15 protein-coding genes and 1 pseudogene are annotated in these 20,107 nt (G+C 37.1%); 12 read left to right on the top strand and 4 right to left on the bottom strand.

What is annotated here, in order from left to right; translation table 11 throughout:
- Positions 1–19: 19 nt before the first annotated feature.
- From ACFIMP_RS01300 to edd, 7 genes are all read left to right on the top strand, one after another.
- Positions 20–385, top strand: a complete 366-nt coding sequence (locus ACFIMP_RS01300) for a type III PLP-dependent enzyme domain-containing protein (protein ID WP_375681072.1) — start codon at positions 20–22, stop codon at positions 383–385.
- A gap of 354 nt (positions 386–739) precedes the next feature.
- The gene (locus tag ACFIMP_RS01295) at positions 740–1,036 is read left to right on the top strand and encodes a class I SAM-dependent methyltransferase (RefSeq protein WP_375613552.1); all 297 of its coding nucleotides are present in this window, start codon (positions 740–742) and stop codon (positions 1,034–1,036) included.
- Between the two features lie 458 nt (positions 1,037–1,494).
- Positions 1,495–2,922: a glutamine synthetase family protein gene (locus ACFIMP_RS01290; RefSeq protein ID WP_273790377.1), complete on the top strand. Its 1,428-nt coding sequence runs from the start codon at positions 1,495–1,497 to the stop codon at positions 2,920–2,922.
- An 11-nt stretch (positions 2,923–2,933) separates the two neighbouring features.
- On the top strand, positions 2,934–4,217 hold the full coding sequence (locus tag ACFIMP_RS01285; RefSeq protein ID WP_375678056.1) for an NAD(P)/FAD-dependent oxidoreductase: 1,284 nt from the start codon (positions 2,934–2,936) through the stop codon (positions 4,215–4,217).
- Positions 4,218–4,337: 120 nt separating this feature from the next.
- On the top strand, positions 4,338–5,810 hold the full coding sequence (zwf, locus tag ACFIMP_RS01280; RefSeq protein ID WP_375685906.1) for a glucose-6-phosphate dehydrogenase: 1,473 nt from the start codon (positions 4,338–4,340) through the stop codon (positions 5,808–5,810).
- A 10-nt stretch (positions 5,811–5,820) separates the two neighbouring features.
- Positions 5,821–6,573 (top strand): 6-phosphogluconolactonase, encoded by a 753-nt coding sequence (gene pgl, locus ACFIMP_RS01275; protein ID WP_375631536.1) that lies wholly within the window; start codon positions 5,821–5,823, stop codon positions 6,571–6,573.
- A gap of 55 nt (positions 6,574–6,628) precedes the next feature.
- On the top strand, positions 6,629–8,452 hold the full coding sequence (gene edd / locus ACFIMP_RS01270; protein ID WP_375612072.1) for a phosphogluconate dehydratase: 1,824 nt from the start codon (positions 6,629–6,631) through the stop codon (positions 8,450–8,452).
- A 66-nt stretch (positions 8,453–8,518) separates the two neighbouring features.
- Here the strand turns inward: edd and folD are convergent, their stop codons facing one another.
- On the bottom strand, positions 8,519–9,418 hold the full coding sequence (gene folD, locus ACFIMP_RS01265; RefSeq protein WP_375612073.1) for a bifunctional methylenetetrahydrofolate dehydrogenase/methenyltetrahydrofolate cyclohydrolase FolD: 900 nt from the start codon (positions 9,416–9,418) through the stop codon (positions 8,519–8,521).
- A gap of 316 nt (positions 9,419–9,734) precedes the next feature.
- Between folD and ACFIMP_RS01260 the strand changes: the two genes are divergently transcribed.
- The gene (locus tag ACFIMP_RS01260; RefSeq protein WP_375613543.1) at positions 9,735–11,615 is read left to right on the top strand and encodes an AsmA family protein; all 1,881 of its coding nucleotides are present in this window, start codon (positions 9,735–9,737) and stop codon (positions 11,613–11,615) included.
- Between the two features lie 315 nt (positions 11,616–11,930).
- Here ACFIMP_RS01260 and ACFIMP_RS01255 read toward each other — a convergent pair whose 3' ends face one another.
- The gene (locus tag ACFIMP_RS01255) at positions 11,931–12,074 is read right to left on the bottom strand and encodes a hypothetical protein (protein WP_273790383.1); all 144 of its coding nucleotides are present in this window, start codon (positions 12,072–12,074) and stop codon (positions 11,931–11,933) included.
- A gap of 235 nt (positions 12,075–12,309) precedes the next feature.
- Here ACFIMP_RS01255 and ACFIMP_RS01250 point away from each other — a divergent pair, with 235 nt between their 5' ends.
- Positions 12,310–13,053, top strand: a complete 744-nt coding sequence (locus ACFIMP_RS01250) for a 16S rRNA (uracil(1498)-N(3))-methyltransferase (protein ID WP_375613542.1) — start codon at positions 12,310–12,312, stop codon at positions 13,051–13,053.
- Positions 13,054–13,121: 68 nt separating this feature from the next.
- Positions 13,122–14,495: a glutamate--cysteine ligase gene (locus ACFIMP_RS01245; RefSeq protein ID WP_375612076.1), complete on the top strand. Its 1,374-nt coding sequence runs from the start codon at positions 13,122–13,124 to the stop codon at positions 14,493–14,495.
- A gap of 995 nt (positions 14,496–15,490) precedes the next feature.
- Here ACFIMP_RS01245 and ACFIMP_RS01240 read toward each other — a convergent pair.
- Positions 15,491–16,074, bottom strand: a pseudogene (locus ACFIMP_RS01240) (type ISP restriction/modification enzyme); the annotation flags it as partial.
- Between the two features lie 797 nt (positions 16,075–16,871).
- On the opposite strand from ACFIMP_RS01240, the gene ACFIMP_RS01235 reads away from it, so the two are divergent.
- Positions 16,872–18,227, top strand: coding sequence for an L-cystine transporter (locus tag ACFIMP_RS01235; RefSeq protein WP_375613541.1), 1,356 nt, complete (start codon positions 16,872–16,874; stop codon positions 18,225–18,227).
- A gap of 7 nt (positions 18,228–18,234) precedes the next feature.
- On the opposite strand, the gene ACFIMP_RS01230 is transcribed toward ACFIMP_RS01235, so the two are convergent.
- Positions 18,235–19,113: a class I SAM-dependent methyltransferase gene (locus tag ACFIMP_RS01230; RefSeq protein WP_375613540.1), complete on the bottom strand. Its 879-nt coding sequence runs from the start codon at positions 19,111–19,113 to the stop codon at positions 18,235–18,237.
- A 195-nt stretch (positions 19,114–19,308) separates the two neighbouring features.
- Between ACFIMP_RS01230 and ACFIMP_RS01225 the strand changes: the two genes are divergently transcribed.
- Positions 19,309–20,094, top strand: a complete 786-nt coding sequence (locus ACFIMP_RS01225) for a ComF family protein (RefSeq protein ID WP_375613539.1) — start codon at positions 19,309–19,311, stop codon at positions 20,092–20,094.
- Positions 20,095–20,107: the final 13 nt, after the last annotated feature.

Raw genomic sequence — 20,107 nt, 5'->3', positions numbered from 1 at the left:
GAAGAGATAGAGTTATCCTATTAGAAAACATATAAATATCCAGTGTGATAATATTATCGAATTACATGACATCATCACTCTTGCACGCCATTTTGATATACTACCTAAAATCTCATTGAGATTGTGCCATGTACTGGCAAACGGGGATAGATCGCGTTTTGGTATGACTGCGGCGGAGTTACGTGCCGCATTATCTTTGCTAGAATCCAATAGGATTAGGCTTAATGGGGCGCCTTTTCATGTGGGCTCTAATTTGAATTCGACTGAGTTAATAGTATCCACCTTAACTAAGGCTGGAAAGGATATTTACGCATTGAAGGATCAAAAAAGTTTTATCAGTTTAGGCGGGGATATCCGACTTCCACAGCGTTCTGCGATGCCATGACGATCAATGACGAATACCCTCGTAAAATTTATGAGGCATTATCACAATTGGGTTGTGGTTTACATAAGCTTACGGTAATTATTGAACCTAGGCGTGTTATATCTAAAGATTATGGTTATTTATTTTCAAATATTAGCTCTATAAAAGAGCAGAATGGTACGAACTTAATTACAATCTGGGCTCTGGGGATGTGTACTCAATCTGCACAGTATCACGAGGTCATAAGTCAAAGTATGTGAAAGCAACTGATACAAAAAAAATTTACGATGGTGGAAGATCGATGATGAAGGACGTTAGTTCAAAGAAAATTGATATTATTGTGTTTTCATATCCTGATTTTTTGGCTTTTTAGATATAAACAACACACCTCCTAGTGGGCTGGAGACTATCAGATGTTGGATCACGCATGGCGCAATTAGCAAAAAATCCTATCTATTGGATTTGGTATGCTCTACTGGATTCTCAACTCTAAATATTGTGTGTGAAGTGCAATGTCAAGCGGTGGGAATTGATATAAGTGCAGAGTTTGTACCATCCGCTCAGAACAAGGTTGATAGCTCTGTTATGCAGGCGATGGTTAAGTTTCATATTGGAAATGCTGAGCGTATGTCTTATCCTGAAAATACATTTACGCATATTATGGCGGGGTGAGTGTTTGTAAGCACTAGCTGTAAAGGCTACTCACCATCCTAGGGTGTTTACTTCTATGTGGATAATAATAGAGTTACAAAACTTGCTTCATAATATTAAAAGAAAAGTTGCCTTTCTTTTAATTAAGCATTGCTACAACCAAAAGGAAATTAAATATCTCGCCTTTATTATTCTCGCCAATGTTTGTTTATATATGATTATTTGAATCGGAATTAGGTTACGTACAATATGGTATTTCTCGCTGTTTTATATAAGGAGAAGGTTCGCACCGATGTATCGCGTGCAATATCAATTTTTTCACTATGGTGATAGGATAGCTTGTTGAGCGTAAAGTTCTTTTACCTTGATGGATCTTATAGTATTATTCAAAATATCAGTTGATAAATTTTTTTCGTGTCGTTTATGCATGGGCTGATACAATAAGAATAGGACTTGATTGTTTTTAAAGTTGGTATGTTATGGATGTAAAAAATGGTAAACAAACGAAAAGTAAGAATTTTAAACCTGTTTCTCGTTTTCTCAAAAGTTTACGTGGTGTGCACAATTGGGAACAAGTTTCACAATGGCTTGCTTTCCGTAAGGTAGAGGATATTGAATGTATTACGCCTGATCAAGCAGGGGTACCACGGGGCAAGATGATGCTTTCTAAAAAATTTACATCGGAAACATCATTGGCATTGCCTTCAGCAGTTTTTATGGCAACAATTTCAGGGGATTATCCGGAAGATGGTCATGGTTTTGAATATCCTAAAGCAGATGGTGATTTACGCCTTGAGCCTGATCTTTCTACGTTAAGCATTGTTCCATGGGAAGATGCTCCTACGGCACAGGTGATTTGTGATCTTGTGTATCAAAATGGTCAGGTTGTAGATTACACACCACGCAATGTTTTACGAACGGTGGTTCACTTTTACACAAAAATGGGTTTAAGCCCTGTTGTTTCACCAGAAATTGAGTTTTATTTGGTACAAAAAAATCCCGATCCTGATTATCCGTTAGTTCCACCGGTTGGTCGTTCTGGGCGTTCAATTGGTGGTGGACAGGGGTATTCCATTGCTGGTGTTAATGAATTTGATGATTTGATAGATGATATTTATCAATTTTCAGAGGCACAAGGATTGGAAATTGATACCCTCATTCATGAAGAAGGAGCAGGTCAGTTTGAAATTAATTTACGTCATGGTGATCCTATTGAGTTAGCGGATCAAGTTTTTATGTTTAAACGAACAATTCGTGAAGCAGCACTAAAACATAATATGTATGCAACTTTTATGGCAAAACCCATTCAAGGGCAGCCGGGTTCTGCTATGCATATTCACCAATCGGTTGTTGATAAGAAAACCGGTATGAATATTTTTACACAGGAAAATGGTGAAGAAAGTATCTGTTTTCGCCATTTTATTGGTGGATTGCAAAAACATATGCCAGGGGTACTTGTGATGCTTGCACCTTATGTGAATTCTTATCGACGTCTTGTCCCTGATAATTCGGCTCCTGTTAATTTGCGATGGGGATATGATAATCGTACTACAGCTTTTCGAGTTCCCCGTTCTGCTCCTCAAGCGCGACGTGTTGAGAATAGACTTCCTTCATCAGATGCGAATCCTTATTTAGCCCTTGCAGCTTCTTTAGCGTGTGGTCTTATTGGTTTGCAACAAAAAATTGAGCCGGATGAGCCAGCGACAAATAATGTAAACGCTGATAATATTGAGTTGCCGCGTGGACTCATTGAGGCAGTCAATTTGTTTGAACAAGATACAGTGATACGTGCTATTTTAGGGGATGTGTTTGTCAGTACTTATGCTGCAATCAAACGCCAAGAGTTTGAAACTTTTATGGAAGTAATCAGTCCGTGGGAGCGTGAATATCTCCTGCTGAATGTTTAAATTTTATGACGATGATTGATTATAATTCAATTTCTCCAGGAATTTCTTGGTATGAAGATGCTTTAAGAGAACGTCCATCGTATCCCTCTTTTTGTGAAAACAGACAGTGTGATGTGGTCATTATTGGAGGCGGATTTACGGGTCTTTCGGCTGCTTATCATTTAGCCAAGGCTGGAGTAGATGTTGTTTTATTTGAAGCATCACGTTTTGGTGACGGCGCTTCAGGGCGCAATGGTGGACAGCTGGGAACAGGGCAACGGCAATGGGTAGAAACATTAGAAAAAAAGTATGGTTTTGAGCGAAGTAAGGCTCTGTTTGATTTGGCAGAAGAAGCTAAAAGAGATATTTTATCTTTATGCGCAATGCCTAATTGTCCGTGTGATTTTATAGGAGGACAGCTTTCTGTAACCCATAAAAGGCGTGAGCTTCTCTCTTATCAACGGCATATTGAGGCGATGCAGCGTTATGGCTATCACGCGCTTACTTTTATGGATAAGGCTGAAACATTTGAGCGACTTGGATCAACTTTTTATTGTGGTGGTATTTATGATGCGGATACCGGCCATATAAATCCCTTAAAATTGGTTGTTGGATTGGCAAAAAAAGCCCAAGATGCTGGTGCTAAGCTTTATGAGAAGTCACAAGTAACGACCATAAGGCGCAAGGGAGCACATTGGAAAGTGATAACAGAAAAAGGCAGTGTAACAGCAGAGCATGTTTTACTTGCAACAAATGGGTATAAACTTGGTCTGGAGCGTTTTATTGAAAAAAATATTGTTTCTATTCGCTCTTATATTGGAGCAACGGACCCATTACCAAAGCATAGTTCAATTCTTATAGGGGGGGAATCGGTTGATGATTCCCGTTTTATGGTTCGCTATTTTCGCAAAAGCATTGATAATCGTCTCTTATTTGGTGGTGTAGAAAGTTATGATAATAAGCATCCTCTAAATTTAGATGAACGTATAAAACGGCAAATTGTTGAAATTTATCCTCAATTACATTCTATCAATTTAAGCCATCGGTGGGGAGCAACGGTTGCCATCACAGTTGAGCGCATGCCCTATGTTCGCCAACTTTTCTCAAGGATAACTTATTGTGGTGGTTATTCAGGGCATGGCGTTATGCTGGCTCCTTTCGTGGGAAAATTATACGCAGAATGGTTAACTGGAAAATATGAACGTTTTTCCTATTTCCAAGACTTAAAGATTTCATCTTTTCCGGGGGGACGCGTTTTGCGTTATCCGCTTATATTTTTAGCAATGCGTTGGTTTTCTTTATTGGATCGCCTTTAATGTAAACATTGCTTGAAATGAAGAAAATTAATGGCTTATTTAGTATCTGTCTGCTTTAATGATGAAAGCTTTTATAAGTGATATGGGATTTCATAATCGAATAGAAAAATAAACAAGTTCATGGTGCGTAAAATTATTCCAGTTTCTTCCTTTGATTGTATTGTTTTTGGTGGCAATGGTGATTTGGCGTTGCGCAAGCTTTTGCCGGCTTTGTATCATTGTCAGTGTGCTGGGCAATTCAGTGAGCCAACACGTATTATTGGGGTTTCGCGCACTTCCTTAAGTTGTGAAGAATATCAAAATTTTGTCCGCATTTCTTTAGAAAAACATATCCATCCAAAAGATCTAAATTCAACAGAACTCAATCGTTTTCTTGCACGTTTAACTTACGTTTCTGTTGATGTTACCTCAAATCGAGGGTGGGAGGATTTAGCCCTCCTTCTGTCACAAGATTCAGCGGATATTCGAGCTTTTTATTTGGCTGTTGGTTCGTCACTTTTTGCTGATATTGCGATGAAGTTGGAAAAAAATGATTTGGTGACACCACAAACACGGATTATCATTGAAAAACCAATTGGTTGCGATGTAAAAACAGCGGTTTCACTTAATGATGTATTTGCAAGCGCCTTTAATGAAGAGCAGATCTTTCGTATTGATCATTATCTTGGGAAGGAAACTGTTCAAAATTTAATGGCATTGCGGTTTGTTAATACACTTTATGAACCGCTATGGAACTCCAATTATATTGATCATGTTCAAATAACCGTTGCTGAATCTTTAGGGTTAGAAGGGCGTACAGAATATTATGAAAGCACTGGTGCTCTACGCGATATGGTTCAAAACCATATGCTACAATTACTTTGTTTGGTTGCGATGGAAATACCATTTACCAACAGTGCTAATGCTGTGCGCGATGAAAAACTTAAAGTTTTACATTCTTTAACACCGCTTGATGTCCATAATGTAGGGCAGCATACTGTACGTGGGCAGTATCTTTCTGGTCTATCAAATGGTATATCGGTAGAGTCTTATTTTGATGATCTGGGAAGAGTGAGTAAGAGTGAAACATTTGTAGCACTTAAGGTTAAGATTGATAACTGGCGTTGGGCTAATACGCCTTTTTATTTACGAACAGGTAAGCGCATGTTCACGCGAATGTCTGAAATTGTTGTGGTTTTTAAACCTATTCCTCATAATATTTTTAATGTGGGTTTAGATGAAATTTTTTCTAATCGGCTTGTAATTCGTCTCCAACCTGATGAAGGTGTAAAACAATGGTTGATGATTAAGGATCCAAGTTATGGCGGTATGCGGTTTTGTCACATTCCATTAGACATGAGTTTTGCTTCTGCATTTTCTGAACGTAATCCTGATGCTTATGAACGTTTATTAATGGATGTTATTCGTGGAGATCAAACACTGTTTATGCGTCGTGATGAAGTTGAGGCTGCTTGGCGTTGGATTGATCCAATCATTGAGGGATGGGAAGCAATACAACAGCCTGTTCACAGTTATAACGCTGGTTCGTGGGGGCCGTCTGCTTCGATGAGCCTCATGGAACGTGATAGGCGTATATGGAACAATTTAGTTTAGAGCAATAAGTATGTATAGAATGAATATTGACCGTTTAGATTTTGAAACCCCTCAGACTTTAGCCTTGGCATTAGCAGATCGAGTAGCCGCAGAGCTTAGTGTATCTGTTCTTGAGCGTAAGAGAGCAGTTTTAGCGGTGTCTGGTGGTAAAACACCAGAATTGTTTTTTCATTATTTGTCAAAAGCGGATATTGATTGGCAAAATATTATTATCACTTTGGTCGATGAACGTTTTGTCCCTACACACGATGAACGTTCAAATGAACATATGGTACGGTGTCATTTGTTACAAAATTTTGCCGAAAAAGCACGTTTTGTAGGGCTTTATCATAAAGCAATTACTGCTGAACTTGCTGCTTTTTCAGCGGCGAGTCGTGTTAATACTTTGCCTAAACCCTTTGATGTTGTTGTTTTAGGAATGGGGGAGGATGGACATACAGCTTCCTTTTTTCCTGATGCTGATCGTTTAAAGCAAGCGCTTGATCTTCGAACGCAAGCACTTGTTTTACCCCTTCATGCCAAGAGTGCTGTTGAGCCAAGACTCTCACTAACTTTGCCAGTTATTATGCAATCTCGTTGCGTTATTCTCCATTTCGAAGGTTTTCAGAAACGCGATTGTTTTGAAGAAGCTTGTCAAGACGGGTCTGAAATAGAAATGCCTATTCGGGCAATTTTGCGTAATTCCCCTCATCTCGTTCAGGTTTATTGGTCGCCTGCAGAAAATGAAATAAGTGAATCAAAATATGTGACACAAAGTGAATAAAACGTAATCTCTCTCAATGAATGAGGGGAAGAAACAATGAAAGGGGGAGAGAAATATGGCACTTTCCAAGACAATTGCCACAGTTACACGAAGAATTTATGAACGTTCTCGATCAACACGAGAAATTTACTTAGATCGTATTGCGAAAGCACAAGTTCATCGCCCCAAACGGAGTTTTTTAGGATGTGCCAATCAGGCTCATGGCTTTGCTGCTTGTGGTGCAATAGATAAAGAGCGTTTGAAGGGAAATATCGTTGGGAATATTGGCATTATCACGGCATATAACGATATACTTTCAGCACATCAACCTTTTGAAAAATTTCCTCACTTAATTAAAGAGTCGGCCCGTATGGTTGGTGGTGTTGCACAGGTTGCAGGTGGTGTTCCCGCGATGTGCGATGGTGTTACGCAGGGAAATGCGGGGATGGAGCTTTCCCTTTTTTCGCGTGAAGTAATTGCAATGGCAACAGCTATAAGCTTATCACACGATGTCTTTGATGCAGCATTGTATCTTGGGGTGTGTGATAAAATTGTGCCAGGTTTATTGATTGGTGCCCTAACATTTGGTCATTTACCAGGAATTTTTATAGCAGCTGGTCCCATGACAAGTGGTCAAGGTAATGATGAAAAAGCGAAGATACGTCAACTTTACGCGGAAAATAAAATAGATCGCCAAACACTTTTAGCATCAGAAGCACGTTCTTATCATGGGCCAGGAACATGTACATTTTATGGAACAGCTAACTCTAATCAGGTGATACTGGAGATGATGGGGCTTCATATGCCTGGAGCTTCTTTTATTAATGCGAATACACCGTTGCGTGATGCTTTAACAAAAGAAGCTACGAAACGTGTACTTGAAATGACAGATCTTGGTGATCATTATAGTCCACTTGGTATGATCATTGATGAGCGTTCTTTTGTGAATGCCATTGTAGGATTAAATGCAACAGGAGGTTCTACCAATCATGCGATTCATTTGATTGCTATGGCTGCTGTTTGCGGTATTAAATTGACATGGCATGATATTGCAGAAATTTCATCCGTTGTGCCTCTTTTAGCGCGCATTTATCCTAACGGTTTAGCAGATATTAATCATTTTTACGCTGCGGGGGGAATGGGATTTATTATTCGCGAGCTTATCGAGGCAGGCTTGGTCCATGAAGATGTTTCTACGGTTTTTGGTAAAGATCTCAATGCTTATGCAATTGAAGCAAAGCTTTCTGCTGATGGTCATGTGGTGCGTGAAGCGGCTCTTAAGGAGAGTGGTGATCATAAGGTGTTAGCGGGGTGGAGAAAGCCATTTCAGCTTGATGGTGGTCTTCGTGTTTTATCAGGAGATTTGGGAACAGCTATTATAAAAGTTTCCTCTGTTAAACCAGAGTATTGGCAGATTAAAGCACCAGTCTTTGTTTTTAATGATCAAGAGGAACTACAAAAATCTTTTAAATCTGGAGTGTTGCATAATAAAGACTTTATCGCTGTCATTCGCTATCAAGGACCAAAAGCCAATGGTATGCCAGAGCTTCATAAATTAACGACCATTTTAGGCGTTTTACAAGATCGCGGTCAAAAGGTAGCATTGATAACCGATGGGCGTATGTCAGGAGCGTCAGGAAAAATTCCTGCTGCTCTCCATGTGACACCAGAAGCAGTGGATAATGGCCCCATTGCACGTTTGCAGGATGGTGATATTGTTTTTCTTGATGCTCATGAGGGTAAATTAACCCTTTTGGAGGATTTAGCAAAATTTAACGCGCGAAAAATCATATCTCCGGATCTTTCAAAAAACGAACATGGTGTTGGACGCGAACTTTTTCATGTTTTTCGTCAATCCGTTAATCGTGCAGATCAAGGGGCATCTGTTTTTATGACATGAAAAATGCAAAAATAAATAAGCTGAATCATATACAATGAAACCATATACAAGGAATTGTTACAATTTTTAGAATTTTGGTATCGGCAGATTGTGTGATCGCGCGGCGGCTTTGAGTGTATTAACCATAAGCATGGCAATTGTCATTGGTCCAACGCCTCCTGGAACAGGGGTGATCGCAGCAGCTTTTTCTTTTACGTTTTCAAAATCGACATCACCAACAAGACGTGTTTTCCCTATACCTTTTTCTGGTGCAGCAACGCGGTTAATACCTACATCAATAACAATTGCACCATCTTTTATCCAGTCTTTTTTAATCATTTGTGGGCGGCCTACAGCTGCTACTAGAATATCAGCGCTTCGACACACATCATCAAGGTCACGGGTACGACTATGGGCAATTGTCACAGTGGCATTGGCTGCTGTTAAAAGGGCAGCCATAGGTTTTCCAACAATATTAGAGCGTCCAACAACGACAGCATCAAGTCCAGATAAATCTCGTCCACAGTGTTGTTCAATCATCATCATGGCACCAGCTGGAGTGCAGGGAATAATTGCATCTTCAAGTGCATTTGCCGCAAGTTTTCCTACATTAATATAATGAAAACCATCAACATCTTTTTGGAAAGCAACGGCTTGTGTTATGCGATTTGTATTCATATGAGCAGGGAGAGGCAGCTGTACCAAAATACCATGAATTTTGGGATCAGAATTTAATGTTGCAATAAGTTGAAGGAGTTCTTTTTCTTGCGTTTCTTTGGAAACGGCATGTTTGATTGAAAGAAACCCACATTCTTCGGCTTTTTTATTTTTTGAGGTGACATATACTTGACTTGCAGGATCATCTCCAACGATAATAACAGCGATACTAGGTTGTATATTATAGTGATGGCGGAGCTTTGCTGTTTCGGCCTTAACTTTCACAATAATCTCTTCAGCAAGTTTTTTTCCGTCGATAATATTATTCATTCAGAGATCCTTTCGGTAAGGCTGTTTGTTTTTTTTTGTAAAGCATTTTCTAATAATACGATAGAGTTTTATAGCAATATTCATATGAGAACAGTAAGAATGGTTTTATAATGTTGTGGATTTATAGTTTTGAAGACTTTTAAATAATTGCTTTATAAAGAAGCAGCAACATTGCTGTTTGAATAAATTTTGGATAAAGAACAAAAATAATGAAGATACAAAGTGGATATAGTGAATTATAGGGTTATAAAAACTTTTTATGATCATTTAAGTTTGTTTTTAATCTGTTATAGGGGGATAAGTATAGAGGGATAATGTGCGCATCAGAATAATAAAATTTTTGAGCGGAGTTTTTATTACAATTATCTTTTTATTTGGAGTGGGGATTCTCGTTTTACCTTATCTTATTTCTACAGATGCGATTCGTATTCGTTTAGCGCAGGATTTAAGTGCATGGACGGGTTACAATGTGCAATTGCGTGATCCACCGCGGTTACATCTTTTTCCTTATCCTAAAGCATTTCTTTCTGGCGTTACTTTAACATCAAAAATGGATGATGTTGCGCCATTAATGGAAGCTGAATCAATAGAAGTTGATCTTTCTGTCGTCGATCTTCTTTGGGGACATATTTCTTTTTCAGAGACGCGGATTATGCATCCTCAATTTGTTATGGAAAAGCCTGTTAAAACAATAGCAGATTTTTTTGATCGGTTTTCTCGCTCACAAGGTGCATTAGGGGTGGCAATACGTAATACGCGTGAAATATTAAAACATAATCCTGAGCATCCAGAGATAGAGCACCTTTTAAAACAACCTTTTGGACGGATTGTCATTAAAAATGGTGTTCTTGTGTATCACGATAGTTTTTCAGGAGTAGCAGAAAAAATAACAGGATTAAATGCAACTTTAGATTGGCCGGAATCAACTCAGGAAGTACGGTTACGTGCAGATGCGCGTTGGCGCGGAGAGTTTACAAAATTATCACTTGATGCTTCTCAAGCATTACTGCTTCTTGCTGGAGGCAAAAGTCATATTAGGGCAAGTCTCAATTCTGTACGTGGGGGAATAACTTTTACAGGAAAGGCTCGATTATCTGAATATTATATTTTTGACGGAAAAGTGTCAATGCGTTCTCCTGGATGGAATCAGACATTGTCTTGGGTTGGTGGAAATCAGTTTTGGGGACATAAATTAAAAATACCCATTGTATGGGAATCTCATTTTTTAGCGCAGCCAATGCATATCCAAATGAACAATGTTACATTTACGATGGGGAAAGCCAATGCGCGAGGAGCTTTAAAACTCGATTTTCAAGATTATGTACCAAATGTCATGGGCTCTTTAGCCTTTGATAATCTAGACCTTAGCCTCTTGGGTTCAATGTTTTTTTCAGGTAAAAAGAAAAATGCCTGCTTTGACATGAGAACTTTTGATTGTATTGGCGTGGATATACGACTTTCTGCGCCACAAGCTAAAATAGGAAATATTTCACTCACAAATTTAGCTGCTGCAATACAAATAAGAGATGGTCATGGTATTTTTGATCTTGGACATGCGAATATTTTTGGTGGATCTGTGCAAAGTAATATTGAAGTTACCTCAGCTGGACAGAAAGTGCGTATTGGAGGAAATATTTCAGGTGCTTCTATTGATATGCAGGAGACTTTAGAAATCTTGGGATTTATTCCATTTATACAAAGCAAAACGAATTTTACTGCAACGGTACGAACACTTGCTGATTCTTGGCCAGAAATTTTTACGAAAATGCAGGGTGAGTTAACACTGAAGATGTCTTCTGGTCGGCTATTAGGGTATGATCTGAATGAATTACAAACAAGACTTTCAAATAAACAACAATTTCTTTTAATGAATAATGATACTTTTTCAACAACATTTGATCACTGGGATATTCAGACAAGCTTTTCAGAAGGTATGATGAAGGTAACAGAGTCATTAATGCGTACAGCAGACTTGAGCTTATCCATTCAAGGAACCATTGCAACTGCTATTGCGCAAGGGAAGGAAAATGAACTGATATTACAGGCACAACTACGCAAAAACTATAGATCAGAAACTTTATGTAAAGATGTCCAATGTCTTGCTAATAGCCTTGCATGGCCTTTTACATTTTCTCTAAGCTCTAAAGGACAAAATCATGGTGATTTTTGGGTTACAAAAGATATTAACGCAGATTGAGTATCGTTTTTCATCTGTATAATATTCTATCCTATAATGGTAATTCGTCTTTTTGCAACTTAAAATTGTCTTTTAAATTTAAATCAGAGCTCCCATTATCGGAAGATTCTCTCATTTTAAATCCGTTCGTCGTGAAGCAGTAAAAACCATCCTCACCGTCATAATAAGTGAGGTTGGTATAGATAAATGACTGAAGAGAGGAATAAAAAACCTTCTTATGGAATCTTTCAAATACAAGAGATTCATAATATCGGTGCTAATCTTATAAAAATTGCTAAAAAACATTAAAATTTTAAGGAGGATGTTGGCCAGTGCTTATTGAATCGCAGAAGAAATACCATAGCCATCTTTGGTAATTGTATGCTTCCCGTCGGCTCCAACAGAACCAATTCCCACTGTAATCAAAATAAAGGCTAAGAGGGTTGTAATCGTAATAATTGTAGCTTTTTTAGCAGACATATTTTTCCTCCACGGATGCATCAATGACTGAATGCAAAGATGAATGGTGCATTATTTAAACTTTTATGAAAGCAGAATCACTTAAGGATCTATAAGTTCCTATTATTATCTCATAAAGCTAAAAAAACTCTATAATTCTTTAATATATTATAGTTCTATAGATATAATTTTTTCTTTTTGCTATATATTTTTCTTCATTTTCTCGATGACGATAGTGAGCATTGGCAAAATTTTTATGCGCATAAATTATAAACTTAAAAGATTATTTATCCGACAGACATTGGCTTTGAATGAAGAAATAAAGATAGAGGGGGCACAAGCTTCTTATCTTATGCATGTTTTGCGTATGAAAGAAGGAGCAGAAATTTTACTTTTTAATGGACAGGATGGTGAGTGGCTTGCTAAACTTATCACTGTTAAGAAAAAATTTGTTGTGGTTCAGCTTATCCATCAAGAAAGATTACAAACGACGCATTCCAATCTTATTTATTGCTTTGCTCCACTCAAAAATGCGCGGTTGGATTATATGGTGCAGAAAGCTGTTGAAATGGGGGTATCGATTTTGCAGCCTGTTATAACGCATCATACGCAGGTTACGCGTATCAATATGGCGCGTATGGAAGCCAATGTTATTGAAGCTTCTGAACAGTGTGGAATTTTATCTCTTCCTGAATGCGTATCGGCTCTATCATTAGCAGAACTTTTAGCACAGTGGGATGAGACACAGCCTTTATTCTTTTGTGATGAAGAGCATAAATCGCATAATCCATTACCTTCTTTTAAAAAGCGTGACGTTACAACACCTGGTATTCTTATTGGACCGGAAGGTGGCTTTAGTGAAGAAGAGCGGAGCTTTTTAAAAAAACATCCTTTTGTGGTTCCAATATCACTAGGTCCGCGTATTTTACGCGCTGATACTGCCGCTGTTGCTGCTTTGGCTCTTCTTAATGCTACCGTGGGGGATTGGGCAATGGATTGAGAAATCTGTAAAATCATTCTAAACAATTTATTTAAGATGATGATACCAATTATAGGATACGGTAAGTTATGGCGCTTGATATAACTGATGAAAGTGAAATTTATAACTTAGATTCTTTGGTTAGCTATTTCCAAGGGGGGTATAAAGCAGAAGATGATTGGCGCATTGGTACAGAACATGAAAAATTTCCGTTTTATAGAGATGGTTTTCACCCTGTTCCTTATGAAGGAGAGAGGGGAATCCGAGCGCTTTTAGAGAGGATGCAAAGCGCCTTAGGATGGAAACCTATTTTAGATGAAGAGAATATTATTGGGCTCGTAGGATCAGTTGATCAGGGAGCCATTTCTTTGGAACCTGGGGGACAATTTGAATTATCTGGTGCACCATTAAAATCAGTAAGCCATACATATTACGAGTTGATGGAGCATTTAACTCTTCTCAAAAAAATTGCAGAACCATTAGGTATAGGTTTTTTAGGTCTTGGAGCTAGTCCAAAGTGGACTTTAGCTGAAACGCCGCGAATGCCTAAATCACGTTATCAGATTATGACTGATTATATGCCTAAAGTGGGGTATAATGGTCTTAATATGATGTATCGCACATCAACAGTTCAGGTTAATCTTGATTTTTCATCTGAAAGTGATATGCGGCGAAAAATGCAAGTATCCATGAAGTTACAGTCCATTGCAACGGCATTATTTGCAAGTTCGCCCTTTACAGAAGGGCGCCCAAATGGCTTTTTATCGTGGCGTTCTGAAATTTGGCGTAATACGGATAATCAGAGGACAGGCGTTCTGCCCTTTGTATTTTCTGAGCGTTTTGGTTTTGCTGATTATGTTGAATGGGCCCTTGATGTTCCAATGTATTTTGTTGTGCGTGATGGTCGTTATTATGATTGTACACACATAACGTTTCGTCAGTTTATGAATGGAGCATTAAAAGGACAAGTTGCAAATTCAATTCCAAACATGGGAGATTGGATTAATCACTTATCAACGTTATTTCCTGAAGTCCGCTTAAAAAGATTTTTAGAAATGAGGGGAGCTGATTGTGGTTCTTGGAAGCGCATTTGTGCGTTGTCGGCTTTTTGGGTTGGGCTTCTTTATGATAGGGAAGCACTTAATGAGGCAGAGGCTTTGACAAAAGATTGGTGTTTTGAAGAAGTTTTAGAGTTGCGCCAACGCGTTCCTAAAGAAGGGTTAAGAACTCCTTTTCGTCAAACTATTCTTTTAGAGTTAGCACGTCAAGCTCTCGCTATTGCTCGCAAAGGCTTAAAAAATCGCAAACAGTATGATACGAATGGTTTTGATGAAACAAATTTTCTTAATCCTCTAGAAGAGGTTGTTGCAATGGGACAAACAGATGCTGAAAAATTTTTGTCCCATTACTATTCTATTTGGAATGAGTCGGTAGAACCTTTATTTTTAGAATGTGCCTATTAAATTTGAAGCAAAGATACTTCCTACTTTTTTAAAAATGCATATCACCGTGGTGGTTCATTCACTCATTTTCTCTAGAGAGCATATCCTACCTTGCTTTTAACATTTCTCATAACGGAAAGGATACAATACAAAAATCTCTTGGGCAGTGTGATTTTTATACCCAATAATATCACGATATTTCCGTAATCGTAATGTTGTCCCTTTGTACTAAAGATAGTTCATAAGAGATAAAGCTTATTATCAAACATTTTTTATTCACTTGGCTCATCTACTTATGAATAGGTCTGAAAATAATATTTTTCACTTTTAAAAGGGATAAAAAAATATAATTTGCGGTTAATAGTCAATTATTATAATTCAATATACAATGCTTATATGAAAGAGCATTTTATTATACAAAAATTATGATATCAATCTTTCAGTGCGCTAAAAAGACAGTAGAAAAAATACCGATAGATCTATGTATGTATAACTCAATTTTATTTTTATAAAAAAAAGAAATATATTATGTAAATAGATAGAAATAAAGATTATTATATATAATGAATGTGTTAATTACATCATTAAATATTGATAAATAAAAAATATTATCTTCATAGAGTTATATGAAATTATAAGCTATTCATAGATAAGAAATAACTATTTGTATGTAAAGGGGTATTATATTAAAATACTATTATTCTTGATAAAGAGGCACGAGATAAAGAGATTGAGCTTGTAACGAATGAGTGTTTGAATACGCACAAAAATTCAAAAAAGCACAACATTTCTATAGCAGAATAATCTTTATCAGTATGAGCGCAACTTATTATAGGCAACTAATTATCCCCATACATTGTAAATCTACTGTAAGACTGCTTTTAATGCTTTAAACTGTACTATTCATAAAATTTATAATATTTGTAGGCTTAAAGCCTCTCATTGTAATCATATATCCTCAGTCTTTTCCATTGTTTTCATTATCTAGAAATTTGTAATCGTCTTTGTTATGCTCCACTAGGATAAGCAGCTTTAAAATGTGCTCGTCCTTCATCCGTAATGGCATCACGCCTCTGTAAACCAGATGTTTTTCTTTCCTTTATTGAATTTGCAAACAAATGGGATTGTTTTTCATCATGAACAGTTACAGAGATTCAACGTTTTTATAAAGATACCGTGGAAAGCATTGACCTGTATCTATTGCATCTAGATTAGGCAAATTCTTAGCTATCAATACAGAAAAAACGCTTCGTGCTCCTATGCCTGTAATTTGTATCATCCTATTTTCAACTTTTTGTCCTATCAGGACTATACGAGGCATTTGGTAAATTCCATCGTTGAGATTCCGATTATAATAAAACCACTGTTGCGTAAAAGGATGATATGAACTCTGAGTGAGGCATGCCTCTTCAAATTCAAAAACCTTTCCTCTTATTAGTTCTTGCGTAACATTATAACTCCAACTTATCTTTTTTATATCTAAAGTGACAAAATTATCTATAGCACATGCACGTGTTGTTCGATCAGCATATGAATAGGTATCGTTAAAACGTTTTACTGCGCTATTATAAAAAGCAATCATATTATTTATATTTTCTGCTCAAGCTCCGCCCTCCAATGTTACGGCAACTCTTGCATTAAGATGTTTCATAAGAGGTCTTTCTACTCCTTTCTTATACATTTTTACTCATACGCCAGCCCTGCTTGTGACGTGCAAGCAAATGATTTTGATTGATTCAAGATAAACAGGTTTGAAATGAGAGAATCTTACGTTATTCGGGACTCTCATTTAATATGCAAAACAGTAAATTATGATTATAAATCAACATGTTGTATTTCAAAGCCTTTTTATGATTATAAAAAGAGTTTTGAAAAATAAAAAAGCTTTCATTGAGAGCAAAGAAAGAATGTATAAAAAGTATTTTCAATAAAATAATTATATTTGAAGTGCTGATCAAAGCTATTGAGAGTGCAGTCCATAAAATGAGCAGAAGTAGCTTGTTGGTGTATTTTCTAGAAAAATCATGAATGTTCGATTGTTAATTCATCCTTGCTTGGAAAGCTCGCTTCAGTTCAAATAGAAAAAGAGAGAGGTAAGGAGATTTATATGATAAGATATGCTGGAATTATTCAGTATTAAGATGCAATGAATGCTGCTTATATTTCTCTTTTTTAACTATTTTATGAGAGTGAAAATTTAAATAATAAGAAAATAATTTTATTTATTTTCTTTAAACAGTTATTAGTAGATAAAAAATTCTCTTTTAATCTATAAATTAAAAAAATAATGATTTTGTAAAAGCCTTGTAAGCTTTATAGGTTAATTTTAAATATCATGCATTGATTTTGAATTATGCAGATTATTTATGTCAACCATAATAATAGTGAGCATAGACAATGACATTTAATTTTTTCGTCAATTTATTTCTATTTGTTATTTTTTTATTGTTGGTTTTTCAAAGTAAGAAAATGCAATGGAGTCTTTCACTACGTGTTATGCTATGGCTTATCCTTGGCTTGATTTTTGGAAGTGTTTTGCAGTTTATTTATGGAGAGGGTGAAAGCACTTTATTGAAATCCGTTGAATGGTTTAACATTGTCGGTGAGGGCTATATTTTATTGTTGCAAATGATTGTTATGCCATTGGTTTTTATCTCTATCGTTTCAGCAGTTGCTCATTTACATTCTGTTTATGCTGTTGGAAAGATGAGTATAATAACAATTTCAATATTGCTTTTTACAACGGCTCTTTCAGCATTGGTTGGTGTGCTTGTGGTTAATTTTTTTGGATTAACAACCGATGGTTTGGTGCATGAAGGGCAAAATGTTTCTGCTCTTCTTGAAGGTCATATTTCTAAACTTGGAGATATGAATATACCAAAGATGATTTTGTCTATGATTCCTAAAAATCCATTTGCTGAGTTGAGTGGAGCTAAACGTACGTCAATTATTAGTGTTGTGATTTTTGCGTCATTTTTAGGTGCATCGGTTCTTCTTTTAAAGAAAGATGAGCCAGAAAAAGGAGAAAAAGCGCTTTTATTTATTCAAGTGGCACAAGCTTGGATTATGCGGTTAGTCCGTATTGTGATTGCTTTGACGCCTTATGGTATTTTTGCACTTATGACGAAAGTAGGAGCAATATCGCGTATTACAGATATTTTAAATTTACTGGTTTTTATCATTGCCTCTTATGTCGGTATTATTTTAATTTTTGGAATTCATGGTGTATTGCTTGGTATTTCTGGGATTAATCCCTTTCGTTTTTTCAAAAAGGTTTTACCAGTTTTAACATTTGCTTTTAGCAGTCGTTCAAGTGCTGCAAGTATTCCTTTGAATATTGAAGCGCAAACACAGTGGATAGGTGTACCACAATCCATTGCGAGTTTTGCAGCTTCTTTTGGGGCAACAATTGGACAAAATGGTTGTGCTGGTCTTTATCCAGCGATGCTTGCGACCATGATTGCACCCTCTATGGGTATTAATCCTCTTGATCCTACTTGGATTGCTACGCTTATTGGTGTTGTAACGTTGAGTTCTATTGGTGTTGCTGGTGTGGGGGGAGGTGCTATTTTCGCTGCATTGATTGTGTTACCAATTATGGGGCTTCCTGTTACTTTGGTTGCTGTACTTATCTCTATTGAACCGCTAATTGATATGGGACGGACTGCTCTAAACGTGAGCGATTCAATGATAGCTGGAACGGTCACCAGTCAAATATTACGGACAACAGATAAAAGTATTTTTAAAAAATAATTTTAGATTATATTTTTTGGGGCTGTAAAACATCTGTAAGAGATATTTGCGCTGAACCAGGTTGTAGCGGTTTTTGTTGATTGGGATGAGGAGCCCAACCAGAGAGCCAGATGAAAGAAAAATGTGCACGAATACGTCCATCAGGATCACTAAATCGTTGTGCATAGATTTCAGCTGCGCGGAGAAAAAAACGTTTGGATACAGGGCGTCGTGAACGATTGATGAGTGCATTTTGCATTCCCATAGCTTTAAGATCGTGCATAAGGTCAAACATTGTATTATAACGTATTGTGATATCTTCAACGTCTGCTACAGGCAGGGCAAAGCCAATACGCTGTAAAAGAGCGCCTGCATCACGAATGTCGGCAAAAGGGTAGATTCTAGGGCTTGCTCCATCATAAATTTCACTTTCAGCTTGCAGCAGGCTTTCGCGCAATTCTCTTAATGTACCAGCTCCTGCCATAACAGCAAGAAATAAGCCATCTGGTTTAAGGGTATTTTTTATCTGGCTTAGAACACCAGGGGTATCATTGGTCAATTGTAATGAAAGAAGTGAAACAATAAGGTCACAGTAACTTTGAGGTAAATCAAGAAATTCTCGATGACGTAAATGAAATTTTTTATCATGGCTTTGATAAAGCGGATCGGTCTCAATGCGTTCTATGGAACAAACTTTTCCAGATTTCATTAAAGCTTGCGCAGCAAGGTCTGTATGGCTGTGTAAATCGAGAGCTAATGTAAAGAGGCGATCAACAGTGCTAAGGCGTTTATAGAGATCTTCTGCCATGTGAGAGAGTAAAAAGTCACATCCTTTTTTTGCTTTTTGAAAGGCACGTTTTCGGAATTGTTCAATGCGGTTATGATCAAAAATTAAAGGATGCGACATATTGTAGAACACTTTCGATCTATGAAAGAATATATTTTGAAAAGGTTCATTATTTGTGCAAGCTCTGTCAAGTTTATAATATGAAAGAAATAAATTTATAGAAGGTAAGAGTTTTTAAAGGAATTAAAATTATAAATTGAGGAAATACAAAGGAACTTTTGTTCTGAGGGAAACTTGTAAAAGCCTAAATTTATAATGTTGTATTTTCGAGAAGCGGCGTTAAATAGCGGAGATATACTAAGTAAGTTCGTTGAACGCTTGAAAACGATGCTTTATCCACCAATTTGTCCTGGATGTAAGCAAAATGTTTCTACTTATGGTACGATTTGCTCCGAATGTTGGAAAGATCTTCAATTTATCACAAAACCTTATTGTCCTGTTATGGGGACTCCTTTTGTTTGTGATATGGGGGATGGTTTTCTTAGTGGTGAAGCACTCCGTAATTCCCATCCTTTTTCACGTGTTCGCTCAGTCATTGTTCATAAAGGGCTTGCACGAACTTTAGTAACGCGCTTAAAATATGGTGATCATATAGAATTGGCATCATTTATGGCCAATTGGATGATGTTTGCTGGACGCGAGGTTATTGATGATTGTGATGTTATTATTCCCATTCCATTGCATTTTCGTCGTTTTTGGGAGAGGCGTTATAATCAATCTGCTGAGCTTGCACGTTACATTGCAGCATCACAAAAAAAGCTTTTAAAACCGAGTTGGCTTGTTCGTTGTCGGCATACCCGTCCGCAGGTTAGTCTTTCTTCGAGAGAGAGAAAACTTAACGTAAAAAATGCTTTTAAGGTTTCGCATAAAGTTAAAAAATATCTCAAAGGATGTTCTGTTTTGCTGATTGATGATGTATTTACAACGGGTGCAACAGTTACAGCAGCAGCTGCTGCATTAAAAGATGCAGGTGCACGACAGGTTGATGTGCTAACATTTTCGCGTGTTCTCAAAGAAGATTCTATTTTTCCCTCTTCTTAAGAGGAATTTAAAA

It is taken from the genome of Bartonella sp. AP65SXKL, assembly GCF_042195725.1.
Taxonomy (GTDB): domain Bacteria; phylum Pseudomonadota; class Alphaproteobacteria; order Rhizobiales; family Rhizobiaceae; genus Bartonella.
The sequence above is the reverse complement of the archived record's forward strand: the minus strand, read 5'-3'. Positions and strand labels throughout refer to the sequence as shown.